Genomic DNA, 19,703 nt, shown 5'->3' with positions numbered 1-19,703 from the left:
AAGCGGAAGCGTGACACGAGACGCGCGCCTCCTATTCCGCCAGCACCTGCATGCGACCGGTCGCGGTCCGTGCCGAGAACTGCGGACGATACATGTCTTCCACGCTCGCGGCCGGGTGGTCGTAGATGCCCGGCGTCACCGCGCGCACGACATAGGCGAGCGTAATGTCGTCGTTGCTCGAGCCGGAGCGGTCGAAGGCGGCGACGAAACGGTCGCTGCGGAACTCGGTATGGGCGGCCTCGACCTCGCCGATCCACTCGAAATTGGCGAGGCTGGCGCTGTCGACCAGGCTCGGATTGTCGATCTCGAGTCCTGCCGGCAGCAGGTCGGTGACCAGCACGCGCGAGCGCCAGCGATTGCTTTCGGTCACCTTCAGCACGACCACGTAGCGTTCGTTCTGGCGGGCCTCGGAGATGTTGGCCGGCTCGCCGTCGAGCGTGTAGTAGTTGCGCTCGATGGTAAAGCCATCGCCGCCGGCCGGCAGCGGCTGGACCGGGGCCGCGACCGTGGTCAGCACGGCCGAGACGGGCTCGTTGCCGCGATTGGCGATCGTCATCGGCGTCTTCAGCAGGTCCTCGCCGCTCATGCGGGCGGCATAGCGGCCGTCGTGACCGGCGCCGTTCACCTCGAGTTTCAGGGAAGCGTCCTGGTCATGGATGGCGCGGGCGGCAAGCAGCATCCAGGTCTGTTCCTGGGTGCTGGTATAGGCCTTGCGCTCCCATTCGCCGGCGACGACCCGGGCCAGTTCCGGGATGATCGCCGGGGCAGGGCGGGCCTCGGCGGCGAGCGCCAGCACGGCGGCGCCATCGCGCAGCGCCGAGCCGTAGTCGGACCGGGCCAGGCTGACATTGGTCACGTCGCCCGCCATCTGCAGCGCTTCGCCGAAGATCCGGCCGGAGCGCTGCTGATCGCCATAGAGGCCGAGGGCGGCTGCGACATGCGCCTTGGCGAGCGGCGTCGGGAATTCGGCAAGGCGCGTGTCGGCATAGTAGCGCAGGTCGCTGATCGCGGCCTTGCGGTTGCGGGCGAGCACGTAGAGCGCATAGGCGATCTCGTTGCCGCGCTCCTGGACGTTGTTGTCGTAGGACAGCGCGTTCTGGAGATTGTCCAGCGCCTGCACCATCGCCTGTTCCGGCACGTCGAACTTTTGCTCGCGGGCCCGGGTCAGGAAGTCCGTGACGTAGGAATCGAGCCAGAGGTCGCCGTAGCCCGGTCCCCAGAGGCCGAAGCTGCCGGAGGAGGACTGGTAGGACAACACCCGATAGATCGCCTCCTGCACCCGCTTGCCCGTTGCAGGGTCGTCGGGCAGGCCGGAATCCTTCGACAGCTCGCTCAGATAGAGCAGTGGCAGTGCGCGGCTGGTCGTCTGCTCGGCGCAGCCATAGGGGTAGCGGTCGAGCGACATCAGGAGCGCCGGGATGTCGAAGGCCGAGGAGCGGGAGACATTGAGCGCCACGGACGCACTGCCGAGCAGGCTGTCGGCCAAAAGCTGGTCGTCGATCGTCAGGCTGCTGCCGGCGGCGAGCTCCAGCACCCGCCGGGTGGTGATCGGCAGGGCGGCGGGGCGGACGGGAATGTCGAGCGACTGTTCCCAGCTCTGCCCGGTGCCGTCGGAAAGGGCGATGGTGACGATGCCGTCGCCCACCTCGCCGCCGATCAGCGGCAGGGTCAGGTCGGCCTTGCCGCCGGCTTCGAGCCGCACGGTCTGCGAGGCCCCCGTCTGCTCGACCATCACGGCGGGATTGTGGGTGACGGCGAGCTGGTAGTCGCCGGCCGGGGCGTCGGTATTGGCGATGTCGAGCCTTAGACTGGCGCGGTCCCCCGGCGCCAGGAACTTCGGCAGGCTGGCGGTGATGACGACCGGGTCGCGGATGATGACGTCCCGCTCGGCGTGGCCGATCCCCGCCCTGGACCAGGCGACGGCCATGATGCGGGTGGTGCCGTTGAACTGCGGGATGTCGAAGGACACCCTTGCCCTGCCGTCCGCGTCCAGTTTCACCGGACCGGAGAAGAAGGCGACGAGCTTCTGCGTCGGCGGGCTGCCCTCCAGCGCCGTCTGGCCGCCGTCGCCACCGGTGCGCAGCCGTCCCGTGGCACCGAGCGAGCCATCGATCAGCCGGCCGTAGAGGTCGCGGATCTCCAGCCCGAGGCGGCGCTGGCCGAAATACCAGCCGTCCGGATCGGGCGCCTCGTAGCGGGTCAGGTTGAGGATGCCGACGTCGACGGCCGCAACCGTGACATAGGCGTCCTCGCCGGCGCCGGCGCCGGCGACGGTGACGGCGATGTCGAGCGGCTGGCGCGGCAGCGTCTTCTCCGGCGCCTCGAGGGTGATCGCGAGCTTGCGCTCGGCCGGATCGACCTTCAGCCATTTGACGCCGATGGCGCGCATCGGCATGCGGCTTTCCTGCGCGTCGCCGGGGCGGTAGAGCGTGGCCGTGACATAGGCGCCGGCGCCCCAGTCGGCGGTCACGGGAATCTCGACCTCGCCGCCGCCGTCGCCGATCTCGGCGGTGCTGACGGAGATCAGGGTCTCGGTGCCGCCGGTCACCAGGAGCGCGCCGGCATAGCGGGAGGAGACCTTGAGCCGCGCGGTCTCGCCGACCTTGTAGCTCTCCTTGTCGAGGGCGATCTCAAGCGCGTCGGGCGTCTCGGTGGAGGTCGCCTCGACATACCAGCCGGCGTCGAACTCGATGCTGGATGCCGGGCCGTCGGCGGCGGCGGTCTCGACCTCCAGCCGGTAGCGGCCCCAGCCCACGGGGACTGCGATCTCGGCGCCGTCGGCGGTCGCGTCGATCGTGCCCGCCTGGAGCTGCTTCGTCGACAGGATCGGCTCGTAGCGCCAGGAGGAGCCGTCGCGATACCACTGGTAGTCGCGCTCGACGCTGAGCAGCTTCCAGACGAGGCCGGACATCGGCTGCCTGTTGCCGTCGGGCCCTGCGACGATCACATGGAAGCGGGCGATCGAATTCTCCGGCACGTCGCCGTCCGCGGTCGGGCGGATGCCGATCATCGGGCCGTCGGCGCGCACGGGCAGGGTCAGCGAGCGCTCGACGGCGCGGCCGCCGGCCTCGCTCATGCGGACGGTGATGTCGGCGTTCAGAAGCTGCGTCGTCGCCGGGCGCTCGGCGATATCGACCTCGAAGCGCGCCTTGCCGTCCTCGTCGAGCGGCTCCAGCCCCTCGATCGTCGTGCGGTTCTCCTCCATCGCCTCTTCGTCGGCCAGCCCGAAGACATAGCCCTTGAAGGTCTCGCTCGTCCGCGTCGGCTTCAGTGCGACGTCGCCCTCGATCTGAAGGCCGGCGGCGGGGGCGCCGTAGAGGTAGCGGCCGTCGACATCGATCGCGACCGGGGTGCCCGCTGTGATGTCGGTCGCCTCGCTGGTCAGGTCGAACTCGGTGCGATCGGGCACGAAGTCGTCGACCAGGAAGGTCTTCTCGCCGATCGAGGGCGCCTTCGGGTCGGCAAAGATCTGCATCGTCCAGGTGCCGCGCATGGCGTTCGCCTGGACGGGGAAATCCACCGCGTGGCCGCCCGCGCGGCTGTCGTTGCTGACGATGCGGCGGTCCTCGACGCCGTCGGGCCGCGTGAAGACGAAGGTCAGCGGCAGGCCTTCGACGGCGTTGGCCTCGATGTCGCGCGCAAGCGCTGCGGCATGCACCGTCTCGCCGGCGCGGTAGATGCCGCGCTCGGTCCAGGCGAAGATGTCGATCGCGCCGGGGGCGGCGCGGCCGGTGACGCCGCGATCCGAAAGATCGAAGCCGGCGCGGGTCATGTCGAGGAAGACGTAGTCCGCGCTGCCGTTGCGGGCGGTGAGCACGGCCGGCATCGTCGCCGCCGTGCCGCGGATCAGGCCGGCGGTGAAGGTGGCGCGACCGTCGGCGTCGGTGGTGGCGGTGCCGAGGATCTCGTTGTTCTTCGCCAGCAGCTGCAGCTCCACGCCTTCGAGCGGCGCGGCCGTGCCGAGCGACCGGGCGAAGACGTGCAGCCCGTCGGTGCCGGCGAAGGTGGAAAGCCCGATGTCGGAGACGAGGAACCACTGCGTGGCCTTCGCGTCCCAGTCCCGCTTCGGCCCGTTGGAAGCATCCGCCGTCAGCACGTAGATGCCGGGCTTGCGCTCCGGCAGCGCCTCGTCGACGGGGAAGGAGGTGACGACGTCCTTGTTCAGGTCGCGCTGCATCTCGATCTGGCCCTGCCAGACGAGTTCGCCGATCTCGCTTTCGATGCGGCCGGCGCCGTAGCCGTCGAGCTGGGTGAGGAACTGCGAGCCGGTGAGAAGTGCAGCGATGCTGCGGTCGCCGACCCGGTAGAGCTTCAGGTCGGCGCTGTCGGTGTTGACGGAGACGATCGGGATGCCGCGCCGGGCCGTGCTCGGCAGCACGAAGCTGTCGCCGGTGAAGCGGACGCTGGCGCTGCGGTCCTGGACGTAGACGTCGAGCTCGACGGGCGTCTCGAGGCTCTCGTCGACCGAGGAGGGCAGGCCGGGGCGGAGAGCGAGATGATAGCGCTGGCCGTGGTTCAGGCCCTCGACGCAGATCTGGTTGTCCTTCGCCTCGACGGCCTTGGGGGCGGCGCCGTCGAGCGTGACGAAGCTCGCATAGTCCGTGCCGAACTTCACCAGCGGCTCGGAGAACTGCACGCAGGCGCGCGGGCTGACGCTGTCGTTGTCGACGGTGTGCTGGACGACGCGGAAGCCCTGTCGCGCCTTGAGATCGAGATAGGCGGCGCGCACGGTCGGCTCCTCGACCAGCGCGAGGCTCGCCTTGTAGGCGTCGATGCCGGCCCGGTAGTTTCCGGACTTGTCCAGCGTATCGGCGAGCACGGCGAGCGTCTCGGCCCTGGCGGAGGTGGTCCGCGTCAGCCAGTAGGCGTTGAGCGCGGCAAGCGGGCCCTGCCCGGCAAGATAGGAATTGTCGGTGGCCTGTGCTGCCGTCTGCGCCATCTCGTTCCAGAGGAAGCGGTCGTCCGGGGCCAGCGACAGGGCGCCCTTGTAGGCGTCGAGCGCTTCCTGGTAGCGGCCGGAGGAGGCTTCGATCCGGCCGAGTGCGGCAAGGCTCTCGACGCCCTGTCCGTCCTGCGTGTTGAGCAGCGACAGGCTGGACTGCAGCGCGCGCGCCTCCTGCTGCAGGCTGTCGGAGATGAAGGGCAACGGTGGCGCCGCCCCGATGTCGGCCTCGCCGTCGGTGAGCGCGATCTTGCCGGCGATCGTCCCCTCGAACCCGTTCAGCTGGTTGAAGTCGGACTTCAGGAAGCACCACTTCACCTTGGGATTGTAGGTGAAGGCGCGGCAGGACATGTCGTCGATGCACTGGCTCTTGCACTGGTCGAGGGTGACGTTCTGGACGGTGCGCAGGTCGAAGCCGAAATAGTCGGCGTTTTCCGTCGTCACGACGGTGCGCCGCGTTTCGGCGGCCTGTGCCGGCAGCAGGCCCGGCGCAAGGGTGAACATCAGGGCGCAGAAGAAACCGATGAACGCACGCATAAACCCTTGTCCTCCAAGATAAACCGGGCCCCGGCGCCGGACACTCTCGAAGCATCGCAAAGCGATGTCAACCGGAGGTCGCATGCAGGCCCGGGCAATCGGGATGGCGGGAGAAGTGACACTTCCATCGACAAGGACGGCTGAGGCCGCGGGTTTCATCGGCGAGCGCGGCGGAATCCGCCGCGTCGGCTCAGGCGCTGCCTGCCGCGCGCTCGGCCCGCACGATCGCATAATAGGGCGAAAGGGCGGGAAGGGCCGATGACAGCGCGTCGAACAGCGGGTCGCCGGCCGCGAGCGTTCCCGCCTCGCGGGCGGCCAGAAGGCGGCGGTGCTCCGCCAGGACCTCCGGCGAAACGCCGGCAAGGGCGGTGAAGACCGGGGAGGCGGCCGTGCGCCCCTTGACCGTGATGCGGTCGAGTTCGAGCACGCTGAAGCGGTCGGCGAGCATGGCGGTGCCTTCGCCGATCAGCAGCGGCACGCCGTAGTTCTTCGATGCACCCTCCAGGCGCGAGGCGAGGTTGACCGCATCGCCCAGCACCGAATAGTCGAAACGCTGCGAGGAGCCCATGTTGCCGACGACGCATTCGCCGGTGTTGATGCCGATGCCGATCTTGAGCTGGTGATACACCGTTCCGCGCTCGGCCGCCTCGCGCTTCAGCTCGGCGTTCAGCGTCTCCATGCGGGCGAGCATGTCGATCGCGGCGGCAACGGCATGGTTGGCGTGGTCGGCATCGTCCAGCGGCGCGTTCCAGAAGGCCATCAGGCAGTCGCCGATATACTTGTCGATCGTGCCGCCGTGGCCGAGCACGATGTCGGAGAGCGGGGTCAGCAGGCGGTTGATCAGCGTCGTCAGCTGCTCGGGATCGTCCTTCATCGTCTCGGCGATGGTGGTGAAGCCGCGCACGTCGCAGAACAGGATGGACAGCGTGCGCCGCTCGCCGCCGAGGCGCAGTTGCGAGGGATCGCGGACGAGCCGCTCGACGAGGGCGGGCGACAGGTATTGCGAGAAGGCGCGGGTGATCTGCTTGCGGTTGCGGCGCTCGTCGGCATAGTCGAAGGCGGCCTGGCCGACCGCGACGGCGGCAAAGGCGAGCGCCGGCCCGAGCGGCGAGACGAAGAGCCCGGCATGGCGGATCAGCAGGAAGCTGATGGCCGAAAAGCCGAGCGCTGCGGCAAGCGCGATCGCCGCCGTCTGCCACCGCGTCGATCGCCATACGGTGAAGGCGGCGAGGACCGCGGCAAGCGCAATCCCGGCAAGCGCGAGCGGCGCGCCCGCCCGGCGGATCGCACTGGCGTGGACGATGTTGTCGAAGATCGTCGCCTGGATCTCGACGCCCGCCACCAGCCGTCCGGTGTGCACCGTATAGGGCGTTGCGAAGGCGTCGGCGCCGCCGTGGTTGATCTCAGGCGCGTTCTGCAGGCTCAGGCCGACGATGACGACGCGGTCGCGAAAATAGTCCTTCGGCAGAAAGGCGTCCGGATCGAGCGCCTGGTAGTAGGAGACGGTCGGATAGCTGCGGGCGGGGCCGTAGGACTGGATCATCCATTCTCCCACAGGCAGATCCGCGGCGCGGCCGGCGGCGCGGGCGATCTGGCGGGCAAACCCGTCCTCGTAGCGGGGCAGGTCGCGGAAGATGCCGTCGCCGCTGAGCGAGATCGAGGCGATCCCGGTCACCGCACCCGCCTCGGAGAAGGCCGGCAGCGGCGTGGTGCGCACCAGCTGCTCGGCCTGCGGGGTGACGATCACGCTCTCGTCGCCGGCGAGCACGACGTCGGGGCCGAGGCTCGCTGCGAGCGCTGCATCCCGTTCGGGCGCGGTGGGCTCGGCAAAGATGATGTCGAGGCCGATCGCTTTTGCGCCCGCCGCCCGCAGCGCCTCGATCAGCCGCGCATGGATATCGCGCGGCCAGGGCCATTGCACGTTGATCTCCGCCAGCGACGGCTCGTCGATGGCGACGACGATCGGACTGTCGGCGGGCGGGGCGGGATCGTGGAGCGTCGAGAGGAAATCGAAGCTGCGCAGCTCCTGCAGCGTCCAGAAGGGAAAACGGGTGAGCGTGGAGACGACGAGGATGGTGGCGATCGTCAGCAGCACGAGTCGCAGCCGGCGGCTGAGGCGCGGCCTGGCGTCGAGGGTGCCGCGGCGGCGGAACGGCCAGCTCCGCTTCATCAGAACCGCACTTTGAGGGTGCCCTTGAAGCTCCGTCCCCAACCCGGAATGCCCGCCGCGACCTCGAAGTCCTCGTCGAGCAGGTTGAAGGCGGCAAGGCTCAGCTCGAAGCGCTTGTCGAACGGCTCCCAGGTGACGCTGGCGTCGAGGGTCCAGAAGGCGGCGAGTTCCTGCGGCAGGAGATAGCGGTCGTCCGCGGGGTCGGGCGTGCCTTCGTTGGAAACGAGAAAGGTTTCGTTGCCGAGGCGCGTGCCGATGTAGTTGGCAGCCAGCGTCGCTCTCACATTGGCCTCGTTCACCCAGGTCAGGGCGACCTGCCCCGCCCATTCGGGGACGAAGGGCAGGGAGCCGCCTTCGTCCGGGCTGTTCGGATCCTGGTTCTCGGAATCGATGTAGGCGAGCGTGCCCGAAAGGCCGAAGCCGTTGCCGAGATGGATGTTGGAGGTAATGCTGGCGCGGTCGATGCGTCCGTCGGAGAGGAGCAACGTATCGGGAATGAGGAAGTACTGCCAGGTGGTCGGGTAGGCGATGCCGAAGTCCTGCAGATCCTGATGCTGGAAATCGAGGGCTGTGAACAGCCAGTCGTTCCACTCCGCATCCCAGCGCGCGGCGATCGTGTCGGTCGATCCGTCAACGGTCAGACCGGCTTGGTTCGGTTGCAAGCCGACAGTGGTCACCGGTGCGAGTGTGTTCAGCCCATAGTCATAACTCTGCCCGATGTAGGCGAGCCTTAGCCATTGGCCATCGTATGGTGAATAAGCTATGCCCGCGCGGGGATCGAGGCGGCGTCTATCAGTATCGTCGCCGTGTGCATAGCTGGCAAACAGGCCGTATTCGGCGCGGAGCGATGGGCTGAGATCGTGAAGCACGTCCAAATAGAGGCGCCCGTAGTCGATGGTCGACTCGATTGTCTCCGTGCCAGTACCCCCGGCTGCCGCCTCGGCTCTTGCGTCGACCACGCCGCCTTCGACGCCGTAGCGCCAGGTCAAATCACCAGTCGCGAGCGTATGGTTGATCGCGCCGATATAGCTTGTCTCGCGGGTGTCGAACGTGCTGTACCCTGAAATTGGCAGGTCGAAGGTGTATGATTGGATATCGCTGGTATCAGTGGTCTCATAGAAGAAAGCAGTATTGACGACATTCTCAAAACTGATCGTATGGCTCCAGCCGATGCTTGCAGCCGTTGACCTGAACTGCTCATCCTGATCCCGTGTAAACGGGATTGACCCAGTGAATAGCGGAAGGCCCGCGAGATATCGCGAACTCAGCTCGAACTCGTTGTCGAAATGCTGTCCATGGATGACGATGCGGTCTGCTGGCGTTGGTGTCGCAGTGATGTAGCCATAGCCGTTGACCAGTTCTGTCGCGCCTTCATACTCCGAATTAAAGAGGCGACTGTCTTCTGATGCTGGTGTCTTTATCCATTCAAGGTTGAAGGAATTGCTGACCGGGAACGGCCAGTTGCCGAAGCTGTTCCAGCTGCCTTGGTAGATCGGCCGCGAATCGCCGTTCAGCGTCGAGATGCCGTAGCCGAGTTCCACTTCAGAGAAGGGATAACGAATGTAGTAGGGGCGTGCAGTTGGCCCTGTCAACATGAGTGGGTCGTATAGCAACCCTTGGAAAAGAGACGAGAAGGTGTGTGCATTCGCGGTCGGCTCGATGCCGTCGCCGCCGTAGAGATAGTTGTTCCAGAACGGATTGACGCTGCCGCGCAGTGTCTGGTCGACATATGAGGTGCCGGTAAAGGGATCGAAGGTAATGTCGCCGTAGTACTGGCCCCAGGCGTTCAGGCCCTGCAGCCGGAAGGCGTTGTTCAGGATCGATCCGGCGTCGTGGTTGAAGCTGATAGCCTGGTAGTCGCTGCCGCGGGCACGCAGTCGGCGCATGTATTCCTGGGCCGATGCGATAGCGGTGCCGGAATCGTACTCGTCAATGGCGATGCTCGCGCGGAACCCTGGAACCAGCGGATCGTTCGGGTCCAGTCGATCGGCATTGTCCAGTGCCTGCTGCGCGGCTTCGCGGTTGCCCTGCTCCTGCTGGGCAATGGCCAGCGCGAGCTGTCCCCCGGCAAAGGCGGGGTTCGCCACCGTGCCTGCCAGCAGGTCCTCGGTCGCCTTTTCCAGTTCGCCGGTCGCAAGGTGGTAGCGGCCGCGCGTGATGAGCGCCAGGTCGAAGCCGGGGTCGGTGGCGAGAGCGCGGTCGATTTCCCGCTTGGCTTCCCGCACCCGATCCTGCTGGAGATAGATGCCTGCAAGATTGGATCGGGCCAGCGCGTCCTCGGGATCAAGCTCGATCGCCCGCTTCAGGGCCTTTTCCGCCGACTGCCAATCGCCCCGCATATCCTGGGCGTTGCCGAGGTCGTTCCACAGCGTGCTCCAGCCGGGGGCGACCTTTACGGCCTTTTCCAAGGTGGCGATCGCGGCGTCGATGTTGCCTTCGATGCCGCTCTGGTAACGGGCGAGAGACCACAGGCCGTACGGCTGGTTCGGATCCAGCGCCAGCGCGCGGCCCATCGCTTCCTTCACCTGTTCGCGGTCGTTGATGATGAAGGCGAAGGCGGAGCGGTAGCCCGGCAGCCGCGGGTCGTCCGGATACCTCTTCTCGGCCTCCTTCAGCACCTCCAGGCTCGCCCGGATGTTTTCCAGGAAGCCTGCGGCATAGGCCTCGGCAAAAGCGCCGTTCGGGCCCGTGACATGGCGCGGCTGCTTTTCGAGGCGGTCGGGGTTCGCCAGCGCGCGGGCGAAATAGCCGCCGAAGTCGGCGACGCTGCCGCGCTTCGGATCGAGGCCGGGCCGGGCGCGGGCGAAGAGGCGGGCCGCATCGGAAAAGCGGCGTTCGGCCCCGGCAACCATGGCGTCCATCAGGTCGAGGCGGGCGCGCTCGGCGGCGGAGAGCGTCATGGCGCGCGCCCGGTTCAGCGAGGCCGTCGCTCGTGGCCGGCCGTCCAGCGTGAACTGCGCCTCGGCGAGCGTCAGCCAGTCCTCGGCGCTGCGATCCTGCTCCGGCGTCTGCTCGATGCGGTCGATCGTGCGGCGCATCTCCTCGGCCGTCAGCGGCGAGGCCTGCATGTAGACGAAGGCGTCGCGCAGCGGCAGGTAGAACAGCATCTGCTCGCGGTCGTCGGAATTGACGATGATGACCTTCTGCGGCGCCTGGCCGATGCGCGCGACTGCGGCCTCGCCCTGGCGGACCTGGACGCTGCCCTGGGCATTGGTGAGTTCGACCGTGCCTTCGAGGACGGCCAGCGAGGTCTTGTCGCCGTCGACGGTGAGCGACCAGTCGGTGCCGCGGATGGCGGCGGCGGCGGCGGGGGTCTCGACCTTCAGGCCCCGGCCGCCGCGCTGGGCGCGGGCCCAGATGGTGCCGCTCTCGAGGTCCAGCACGGTGTCGCCGGTCGCCCCCATCTGCCGGACGAGCAGCGAGGAGTTGCGGCCGAGGCGGATCTGGGTGTTGTCGCTGAAGAGGATCGCCAGCTGGCCGAGCGCGTTGGTGCGCAGCTCGTCGCCGACCAGAAGATCCTGGTTCAGGTCGACATGGTTCCAGTTGGAGACGTCGAAGAAGCGGACCTCCTCGCCGGTCTTGCGGGCGATGACGGAGCCCGCCGCCGGGGCGGCGCGCGGAACCGGCTCGCCGAGGGCAGCCGAATGCCCGCACGCGAGTAGAAGCGGCAACGCCGCGATCGTCCTCAAGCCCACCCTTAGTCCCATGATCGAAGAACTGCCGGCGGCGGCGCAAATGTCAAGCAGGCGCGGCGCTTTCGCTTGCTTTTGTCGGTTGCTGTATTAACAGGGAAACACATGGAAACGGGGCGATCGGTTGATGGCGGACGGCGGATATACGTTGAAGAAGGGCAGTAACCCTGTAGAGACGGATGAGGGCCCGATTTCAATCGAGCATTTCAACCACATCAAGAAGGTGAACGACGTCTTCTACGACCAGGTCAGGTCGGCGGACCAGAAGGCGGCCTACATCTTCACCTTCATGCTGGCCTTCCTGATGTGGTCTGCCGAAGGTCAGGGCGTCTTCCAGGTGTCGCGTTACACGGGCGGTATCCATTACTGGGCGATCGCGTCGGCCGTTCTTGCGATCTCGGTGGTCTTTACCATCGTCTGTGCCATTCTCGTCGTGCTGCCGCGCCGGGCCGACCGGGGGACGTCGCTCTACTGGGGCGCATGGCACGACCAGCGCGGCCGCCTGATCGCGGCGAGTGCCGCGGGCGACATGGACTATCTGTTCGGCCAGTATCTGGAAAACGCCGATGCGATGGCGAAGCTCTCGGCGGACAAGTACCGGATGGTGCGCTTCGCCTTCCGCGGCCTGCTCGTCACCGTGGTCGCCTATGTGCTGCTGTTGCTCCTGCGGCAATAGCAATGCCGCGCACCCGTGCGGGCGGCGGCACGCGGTCAAACGTCGGCTGCGGACCTGGTGAAATCCGTCTTCAGGCGGCCAACATCTTGTTGACCTCGTCGACGAGGTCGCGCAGGTGGAACGGCTTGGAGAGGACCTTGGCGTCCTTCGGAGCCTTGGAATCCGGGTTCAGCGCCACGGCGGCGAAGCCGGTGATGAACATGACCTTGAGATCCGGGTCCAGCTCGGTGGCGCGGCGGGCGAGCTCGATCCCGTCCATCTCCGGCATGACGATGTCGGTCAGGAGCAGCGAGAACGGCTCCTCGCGCAGCCTGTCATAGGCGCTCGCGCCGTTGTCGTAGGAGGTGACCTTGTAGCCGGCGCGCTCGAGCGCTTTGACGAGAAAGCGGCGCATGTCGTTGTCGTCTTCGGCGAGGAGGATCTTGAAACTCATGTACGTGGAGGCCGTTACTGCTGGTTGTTCTGCCGGTGCGGCGGTTCGATTACGAAATAACGATTCCGGTAAAAATCCGATGAACGGACGAATCGCGGGCTCGTTGCGTCGAAGCGACTATGGACACGGGTGCCCGTGGCTGGCAACATACAGGACGTCGCGATCTTGTCATATGGTAAAGGACCGAAATGGCTCCGGAATTCAGCGAGAAAGGCCTCTTCGAGGTCCTGGAACCATCCTCGCAGACCCTTCCGTTGGTGTTCAATTCCCCCCATAGCGGTCGCGCCTATCCACAGGGATTTGTCCGTGATTCGCGGCTGGATGCGCTTTCGATCCGCCGCTCCGAGGATCACTATGTCGACGAGCTGTTCGGCGCGGCACCGGACCTCGGCGCGCCGATGCTTCTGGCGCATTTCCCGCGCGCCTTCCTCGACGTCAACCGCGAGCCCTACGAGCTCGACCCGCGCATGTTCGAGGGATCGCTGCCGCCCTATGCCAACGTCTCCTCGATGCGGGTGGCAGGCGGGCTCGGCACGGTGCCGCGGGTGGTGGCGGAGAACATGGAGATCTACCAGCGCCGGATGCCGGTCGGCGAGGCGCTGGAGCGCATCGAGACGATCTACAAGCCCTATCACGCCTGCCTGCGCAGCCTGATCGTGCGCACGCACCTGAAGTTCGGCTTTGCCGTCCTGGTCGACTGCCACTCGATGCCCGGCAACATCCGCATCGCCGGCGGCCAGCGCCCGGACTTCATCATCGGCGACCGCTACGGCACCAGCGCTGCCGGCGACCTGTCGCGTGCCGTGGTAAGGCTGTTCGAGGACATGGGCTTCGTCGTCGCCCGCAACAAGCCCTATGCCGGCGGCTTCATCACCGAGCACTACGGGCGCCCGGCGAAAGGGCTGCACGCGATCCAGATCGAGGTCAACCGGGCGCTCTACGTCGACGAAACGACGCTTGCCAAGAAGCCGGAGTTCGAGGCGGTGCGGACGGGTATCTCGTGGGCGCTCGCCGAGTTCGCAGGCTACGTCGACAAATACGCCTCCGACAGCGCCCTTGCCGCCGAGTGACGATCGCGCCTGCCGGGGTTTCGCCCTATTCGCCACTGTCAACGTCCGCCCCGGTCAAAAAAAACCGCGCTGTGTGCGCGGTTAAGTCTAGGGAGGAAACACCCAAGGAGGGTATTACAGTCACGAATGACTGTAACCGAACCTTAATATTGCGCTGCACAAATGTCAAGCATTTCCGGGCAAGTGCCAATTTTTCGGCAAAATGCCCGCAATGGCCCGGCTCGGCGGTGCTTCGATCCAGTGCTGTGCCCGCTGTGTTCCCTGTCCGGACGGTTCCGTTTTTGCCCGGCATGCTCTATGGACGGGCGGTCCCCTTCGCAAATGTGAGATTGCCATGCTTCCCGATCGCGCCTTCTTCGACCTGCTTGCCGACGCCGCCAAGGCGGAGACGCTGCCGCGCTTCCGCGTCGGCGCGCATGTGGTGAACAAGGAGCAGGAGGGCTTCGATCCGGTGACCGAGGGCGACCGCGCCGCCGAAGCTGCGATCCGGGCGCTGATCACCGAACGCTTTCCCGATCACGGCATTCTCGGCGAGGAGCACGGTTCGGTCGGGCTCGACCGGGAATATGTGTGGGTGATCGATCCGATCGACGGCACGCGGGCGTTCATTTCCGGCGTGCCGGTCTGGGGCACGCTGATCGGGCTCTACCGCAACGGCCGGGCGGTGATGGGGCTGGTCGACCAGCCGTTCACCGGCGAGCGCTATTTCGCCGACGGCACGCAGGCGGTCTACAGCGGGCCGGAGGGCGGGCGGGTGCTTTCGACGCGCGCCTGCGCGAGTCTTGCCGATGCGATCATGTTCACCACCTCGCCGCACATCTTCGTCGGCGGCGACCGGCAACGCTACGAGGCGGTGCAGGACAAGGTGCGGCTGTTCCGCTACGGGGTCGACTGCTATGCCTATGCGCTTCTCGCCGCAGGCCATGTGGACCTCGTCATCGAATCCTCGCTGAAGGCCTATGACGTCGGCGGCCTCATCCCGGTGATCGAGCAGGCGGGCGGCATCATCACCGACTGGGACGGCGGGCGCGCCGAGATGGGCGGGCGCGTCATCGCCGCCGGCAGCCGCGCCGTCTACGACGAGGCGATGGCGATCCTGAAGGCCTGAGCGGGCAGGGGGCACGAATACCGCCGCCCTCAGGGCGGCGGGCGCCGAGCATCATGCGCAGAGCGTCAGGCCGAATGCGTCAGGCGCCGAGGGCGGTATGCTCGGCCTGGCTGCCGGGAATGAAGGCCTCGATCGCGGCCATCGCCTGCGCGCGGTAGCGATCGGCCTCGCTGAACAGCTCGTGGCGGGCGCCGTCGATCTCGATCAGCCGGCCGGCGCGGAATTTTCTCGCAAAAGCATTGAGGACCGATCGCGGCACGATCGGGTCCATGGTCGGGCAGAGCACGAGCGTCGGGATGCGGATGCGGGTCAGGTGGTCCTGGCGCGACACGCGGGAAATGGCGGCGAGCGATTCCTTCAGCCACCTGGCCGTCGGCTGGCCGAGGGTCAGGTCCGGGAAGGCGTTGCAGATCGCCATGTTGCGCTCGAAGCGGCGGCGGTCGCTGGTCAGCGCATTGCCCTCGAATGCGGGTGCCGGCGGATGCCGGCGGAAGGTGCGCCCGCCGAGCTGGAAGAAGCTCGCCGTGTTGGCGATCATCGTGATCGAGCGCTGGCTCATGACCTGGCCGGCCAGCGCCAGGAAGGGTGCCGCCAGCACCATGCGGTCGATCCGGCTCTCCAGTTCCGGCGCCTGCGACAGGGCGACGAGCGCGCCCATGGAATGGGCGACGATGAAGAACGGCAGGCGCGTATCGGGCAGGACGACCTGCTTGAGAAACTGGTTCAGGTCGGCCTCGTAGTCGGAAAAGCGGACGACGTGGCCGCGCAGCGGATCGCCCAGCAGGCGGCCAGAGCCGCCCTGGCCGCGCCAGTCGAAGGTCGCGACCCACAGCCCGCGCGCCGTCAGCTCGTTGATCGTCTCGAAATACTTCTCGATCTGCTCGCTGCGCCCCTGCAGCAGCACAACCGTTCCCTTCGCCTCGCGCGCCGCCGAGCGAAAGACGGCATAGCGGATCTTCACGCCGCCGCTGCCTTCGAAGTAGCCGGCGAAATGGTTTTTCGGGACGGGATTGTCTGGGGTTTCGCGAAGGAGTTCGTCCATGTCCGGGCCGGCTGGGGTGCGTCTGCGGTCGAAGGTAGGGGCTCGGCCGGTTCGCGTCAAAGAAAAAAGCCGGCGATGCGACAGGCGGGGACGCCTGCGCATGCCGGCCAAATTGGCCTGGGCGGAAGGGACGTTTCGCCCCGGCCGAGGAAGTTCGGGCTTCCTATGCTTCCGATCTATCGCGCGGCATGTGAACGGGGCCGGAAGGGCGCGTTCATCGGCCGTTCAGCGTGGTCCTCAAGGGGCGGAAGGGGGGCGTGCCGGTGGCTGTGCGGCGCCGCCCCGAAGGTCTTGAACTCTTCGGCCGGTATCACCATCTCAACGATGCGGGCGCCGGAACGGGCTCGCAACAAGGGCATTCACCGCCATCAGGGGTGAAGGTCCGCAAACTGGCCGGCACCCCTGAAATCAGGTGTTCGGCTTTCGATCGCAAACACGTTGCTCAATGGAGGACACCATGCGTCACTTCGATTTCTCCCCTCTCTATCGCTCCACCGTCGGCTTCGACCGCCTCTTCACGATGCTCGACAGCCTCGGCCAGCCCGACCAGGGCCAGACCTATCCGCCCTACAACATCGAGCGCACCGGCGAGAACGCCTACCGCATCACCATGGCGGTGGCCGGTTTCGACGAAAGCGAGCTTTCGATCGAAGCCCGCGAACACGTGCTGACCGTGAAGGGTGAGAAGGCCGAGGAAAACGGCGACCAGTCGCAGTTTCTCTATCGCGGCATTGCCAAGCGCGCCTTCGAGCGCCGCTTCCAGCTCGCCGATCACGTCGAGATCCGTGGCGCGCAGCTGAAGAACGGCCTGCTCCATGTCGATCTCGTCCGCGAGATCCCGGAAGCCGCCAAGCCGCGCAAGATCGAGATCGTCTCGGTCGGCCGCGAGACCAAGCAGATCGAGGCCCAGACGGCCTGACGATCTGTCCGATTCCGGATATGCGAACGGCGCCCGCGAGGGCGCCGTTTTTCGTATGTCGACCCGTCTGCCTAGGCTGCGGCGGCGGCCGCCAGCGCTTGCCTCTCCTTTTCCCGCTGCTTCTGGCGTTGTGCGTATTTCTGCGCGATCACCGCGCAGGCCATCAGCTGGATCTGGTGGAACAGCATCACCGGCAGCAGGATGGCGCCGACGGGCTGGCCGGCGAAGATCGCGTTCGCCATCGGAACGCCGCTCGCAAGCGATTTCTTCGACCCGCAGAAGACGATGGTGATCTCGTCCTCCTTCGCAAAACCGAGCAGGCGGCTGCCGTAGAAGGTGATCAGCAGCACGGCGGCGAGGAGGAGGATGTCGATGACGACCAGTGTTGCGAGGTCGCCGGTCGAGAAGGTCCGCCAGATGCCCTGGATCACGGCTTCCGAGAAGGCGAGATAGACGACCATCAGGATCGATCCGCGGTCGACGGGGGCCAGGATCTTCTTCTTGCTGCGGATCCAGGTGCCGATCCAGGGCTCCAGCAGCTGTCCGAGGACGAAGGGTGCGAGCAGTTGCAGCAGGATCTTCTCCAACGCATCCCAGGAGAAGCCGCCGTGGCCGCCGAGCGAGAACAGCAGGCCGACAAGCAGCGGCGTCAGGAACATGCCGAAGATGTTGGAGGCCGATGCGGCGCAGATCGCCGCCGGCACGTTGCCGCCGGCCATCGAGGTGAAGGCGATCGAGGACTGCACGGTCGAGGGCAGGACGCAGAGGAAGAGGATCCCGAGGTAGAGCGGCTGCGGCAGGATCGAATCGGGCAGGAGGCCGATCGCCAGCCCGAGCAGCGGGAAGATCGCGAAGGTCGTCAGCATGATGACGAGGTGCAGGCGCCAGTGCAGCAGGCCGGCCACCACCACGTCGCGGGAAAGGCGGGCGCCATGTAGGAAGAACAGCAGCGCGATCGCGAGATTGGTGGCGATCGAGAAGTAGTCGGCCGCCACGCCGCTGATCGGCAGCAGCGAGGCGAGAACGACGGTGCAGACCAGCATGATCGTGAAGCGGTCGGGCAGGAAGCGGCTCATGGTCTCGGGTTCCGTTGCAATTCGGCTTTACCAGTCTCCCATCATGAAGCAGGATGCAAACACTAACAGTTATCACGAAACGAGATAACCATGCTGAACCTGACCCATCTCAACAGCTTCGTCATGCTGGAGCAGACCGGCAGCTTCACGCTGGCCGCCGAGCGGCTCGGCATCGGACAGTCGACGATGACGCAGCATATCCAGCGGCTGGAAAAGGCGCTCGGCCGCCAGCTCGTCTTCCGCGATACCCATCACGTCCGCCTCACCGGCGAGGGCGAGGCGCTGCTCGGCCATGCCCGCAGCATGCTCGACCTGAACGGCCGGGTGACCTCGCTCTTCGGCGACAACCGGCTGCGCGGGCGGCTGCGCCTCGGCGTCTCGGAGGACGTGGTGGCGAACCGGCTGACGGCGATCCTGGAGGATTTCATCCGCCTGCATCCGCTCGTCGACCTGGAGCTGACGGTGGCGCTGAGCGCGGTGCTCTACCAGATGCAGGAGGCCGGCGACCTCGACCTCGTGCTCGCCAAGCGGCACGCCGGCGAGACGCAGGGGCGTCTCCTCTACCGCGAGCCGCTCGTCTGGTTGGCGCGCGATCCGGATCTGCTGTCGCGCGGCGACGTGCTGCCGCTGATCGCCTTCCCGGCGCCGAGCATCACCCGCAGGGCGGCGCAGGAGGCGCTCGACCGGGCGAAGATCCCCTGGCGGATCGTCTGCACCTGCGGCAGCCTCAGCGGGCTGACGGCGGCGGCGCGCGCCGGCATGGGCGTGCTGGTGCAGCCGCGCAGCATGATCCCGTCCGGCTTGAGGGAAATTGCGGCCGACCGCCTGCCGCAGCTGGAGGACGTCGAGTTCATGCTGATCCCGCGGCGCGGCGCCGATGCGGCGCTGACGGAGGCGCTCTCGGATCTGATCGTCGCCCGCATCCTGCCGCACGGGGCCGACTGACGTGATGCGCGCTCAGCGCGTGCAGATCGACAGGAAGCGGTCGACCTCGTCCTCGGTCGTGGCAAAGCTGGTGACGAGGCGGATCATCGTCTCGTCCCTGCCCATGGTCTCGCGGATACCGGCCGGGGCGGCCCAGTCGTAGAAGACGGCGCCCTCGTCGCGCAGCGCCTGCAGGGTGGCGTTCTTCAGGATGGCGAAAACCTCGTTGGATCCGGTCGGCCAGGCGAGGCGGGCGGACTTCGCCGCGGCGAAGCCGCCGGCCAGCCGCGCTGCCATGGCGTTCGAATGGCGGGCGAGGTCGAGCCACAGCCCGTCCCTGAAATAGGCGTCGAACTGCGCGGCGACGAAGCGCGACTTCGAGAAGAGCTGGGCGGAGCGCTTGCGCAGATAATGCATCTCCCGCGCCCGGCCGGGATGGAAGAGCACCAGTGCCTCGGCGCACCAGCAGCCGTTCTTGGTGCCGCCGAAGGAAAGGATGTCGACGCCGCGCTTCCAGGTCATGTCCGCCGGCGTGGTGCCGAGCGTCACCAGCGCATTGGCAAAACGGGCGCCGTCCATGTGCAGCGGCAGCTTCGCCTCGTGGGCGATCCGGCCGATCGCTGCGATCTCGTCCAGGGTATAGACCGTGCCGGCCTCGGTCGCCTGCGTCAGGGTGACGGCCATCGGCTGGCCGCCATGGACGAAATCGGGCGGGAAGCGGGCGATCGCCGAAGCCAGCGCGTCGGGCGCCATCCGCCCGTCGCGGCCCGCGACCGGAACGAGCTTGGCGCCGGTTGCGAAGAACTCCGGCGCGTTGCACTCGTCGACGTTCACATGGGCCTCGGCGTGGCAGAAGACCTGGCCGCCGGGGCGATTGTAGCTTGCGAGCGCCAGCGAATTGGCGGCGGTTCCGGTGCCGACGAAGAAGACGGCGACGTCGCGCTCGAAGATCTCGCTGAAGGTGTGCTCCACCTTCCTGTCGAGGTCGCTCGCGCCATAGGCCCTGGCGAAACCGTCGGCCGCTTCGCTGAGGCTGCGGGCAATCTCGGGATGGGCGCCGGCCCAGTTGTCGGAGGCGAAATACATGCAGATCTTCCGGCGCAGGCCGGCTCCA

Annotated in this window: 12 protein-coding genes; 5 read left to right on the top strand and 7 right to left on the bottom strand. The window is 66.9% G+C overall.

What is annotated here, in order from left to right; genetic code table 11:
- Window positions 1-31 precede the first annotated feature (31 nt).
- The 3 genes from P0086_RS14660 to P0086_RS14650 form a co-directional block, all read right to left on the bottom strand.
- Window positions 32-5,479: an MG2 domain-containing protein gene (locus P0086_RS14660; RefSeq protein ID WP_275786772.1), complete on the bottom strand. Its 5,448-nt coding sequence runs from the start codon at window positions 5,477-5,479 to the stop codon at window positions 32-34.
- A gap of 190 nt (window positions 5,480-5,669) precedes the next feature.
- Window positions 5,670-7,649, bottom strand: a complete 1,980-nt coding sequence (locus P0086_RS14655) for an adenylate/guanylate cyclase domain-containing protein (protein ID WP_275786769.1) — start codon at window positions 7,647-7,649, stop codon at window positions 5,670-5,672.
- Window positions 7,649-11,356 (bottom strand): FecR domain-containing protein, encoded by a 3,708-nt coding sequence (locus P0086_RS14650; protein WP_275786764.1) that lies wholly within the window; start codon window positions 11,354-11,356, stop codon window positions 7,649-7,651. Before P0086_RS14650 ends, P0086_RS14655 begins: the two co-directional genes overlap by 1 nt.
- A 133-nt stretch (window positions 11,357-11,489) precedes the next feature.
- On the opposite strand from P0086_RS14650, the gene P0086_RS14645 reads away from it, so the two are divergent.
- Entirely contained in the window at window positions 11,490-12,017 is a 528-nt protein-coding gene (locus P0086_RS14645; RefSeq protein WP_275786762.1) for a Pycsar system effector family protein, read from the top strand.
- Between the two features lie 70 nt (window positions 12,018-12,087).
- On the opposite strand, the gene cpdR1 is transcribed toward P0086_RS14645, so the two are convergent.
- Entirely contained in the window at window positions 12,088-12,450 is a 363-nt protein-coding gene (cpdR1, locus tag P0086_RS14640) for a response regulator CpdR1 (RefSeq protein ID WP_112593707.1), read from the bottom strand.
- A 188-nt stretch (window positions 12,451-12,638) separates the two neighbouring features.
- Here cpdR1 and P0086_RS14635 point away from each other — a divergent pair, with 188 nt between their 5' ends.
- Together P0086_RS14635 and hisN are read left to right on the top strand one after the other, a co-directional pair.
- The gene (locus P0086_RS14635; protein ID WP_112611783.1) at window positions 12,639-13,520 is read left to right on the top strand and encodes an N-formylglutamate amidohydrolase; all 882 of its coding nucleotides are present in this window, start codon (window positions 12,639-12,641) and stop codon (window positions 13,518-13,520) included.
- A 334-nt stretch (window positions 13,521-13,854) separates the two neighbouring features.
- Entirely contained in the window at window positions 13,855-14,628 is a 774-nt protein-coding gene (gene hisN / locus P0086_RS14630; RefSeq protein ID WP_275786757.1) for a histidinol-phosphatase, read from the top strand.
- Between the two features lie 79 nt (window positions 14,629-14,707).
- Here the strand turns inward: hisN and P0086_RS14625 are convergent, their stop codons facing one another.
- Window positions 14,708-15,670 (bottom strand): alpha/beta hydrolase, encoded by a 963-nt coding sequence (locus P0086_RS14625; protein WP_275786753.1) that lies wholly within the window; start codon window positions 15,668-15,670, stop codon window positions 14,708-14,710.
- 457 nt (window positions 15,671-16,127) lie between these two features.
- On the opposite strand from P0086_RS14625, the gene P0086_RS14620 reads away from it, so the two are divergent.
- A complete protein-coding gene (locus P0086_RS14620) occupies window positions 16,128-16,589 on the top strand; it encodes an Hsp20 family protein (RefSeq protein WP_112593934.1) in 462 nt (153 codons plus the stop codon).
- A 71-nt stretch (window positions 16,590-16,660) separates the two neighbouring features.
- Here P0086_RS14620 and P0086_RS14615 read toward each other — a convergent pair whose 3' ends face one another.
- Window positions 16,661-17,665, bottom strand: coding sequence for a bile acid:sodium symporter family protein (locus tag P0086_RS14615; RefSeq protein ID WP_275786749.1), 1,005 nt, complete (start codon window positions 17,663-17,665; stop codon window positions 16,661-16,663).
- A gap of 90 nt (window positions 17,666-17,755) precedes the next feature.
- Between P0086_RS14615 and P0086_RS14610 the strand changes: the two genes are divergently transcribed.
- Window positions 17,756-18,610 (top strand): LysR family transcriptional regulator, encoded by an 855-nt coding sequence (locus P0086_RS14610; protein ID WP_112593712.1) that lies wholly within the window; start codon window positions 17,756-17,758, stop codon window positions 18,608-18,610.
- Between the two features lie 12 nt (window positions 18,611-18,622).
- Here P0086_RS14610 and P0086_RS14605 read toward each other — a convergent pair whose 3' ends face one another.
- Window positions 18,623-19,675 (bottom strand): low specificity L-threonine aldolase, encoded by a 1,053-nt coding sequence (locus P0086_RS14605; RefSeq protein WP_275786746.1) that lies wholly within the window; start codon window positions 19,673-19,675, stop codon window positions 18,623-18,625.
- Window positions 19,676-19,703 lie beyond the last annotated feature (28 nt).

This window comes from Mycoplana sp. MJR14, assembly GCF_029210525.1.
GTDB lineage: Bacteria > Pseudomonadota > Alphaproteobacteria > Rhizobiales > Rhizobiaceae > Mycoplana.
The sequence above is the reverse complement of the archived record's forward strand: the minus strand, read 5'-3'. Positions and strand labels throughout refer to the sequence as shown.